Genomic DNA, 359 nt, shown 5'->3' with positions numbered 1-359 from the left:
TTTGGAAGCCGTGGCGACCGAGGTGGCGGGCGAATTGAACCGCCGTCTCGCGGGCGATGTCATGCAGGTGCGGATCCATGCGTCGCACGGCTATGCGGTCGCGACACTCGTGCGTGCGCTCGGCGAGCAGCGCGTGCCGGTCGACATCAAGTATCGGGAAAGTGCGGAGGCGGTGAGTGCGCTGGCGCGCGGCGAGTGCGAACTGGCGGGCTTCCATCTGCCGATCGGCGAGTTTCGCTCTACCTGTGCCGACATCTATCGTCCGTGGCTCGATCAGCGCAAGCATCAGCTGATCCGTCTCACGCGCCGCACGCAGGGCCTGTTTCTGCCGAAGGGCAATCCGAAGCGGATCATGGGCC

At 65.7% G+C, this 359-nt stretch carries 1 protein-coding gene; it reads left to right on the top strand.

Annotation, left to right across the window (positions count from 1 at the left end; translation table 11 throughout):
• On the top strand, positions 1-359 hold a 359-nt coding region (locus QCE73_RS34005; RefSeq protein WP_309885337.1), incomplete at both ends, for a substrate-binding domain-containing protein.

This window comes from Caballeronia sp. LZ029 (assembly GCF_031451275.1).
Lineage (GTDB): Bacteria > Pseudomonadota > Gammaproteobacteria > Burkholderiales > Burkholderiaceae > Caballeronia > Caballeronia jiangsuensis.
The sequence above is the reverse complement of the archived record's forward strand: the minus strand, read 5'-3'. Positions and strand labels throughout refer to the sequence as shown.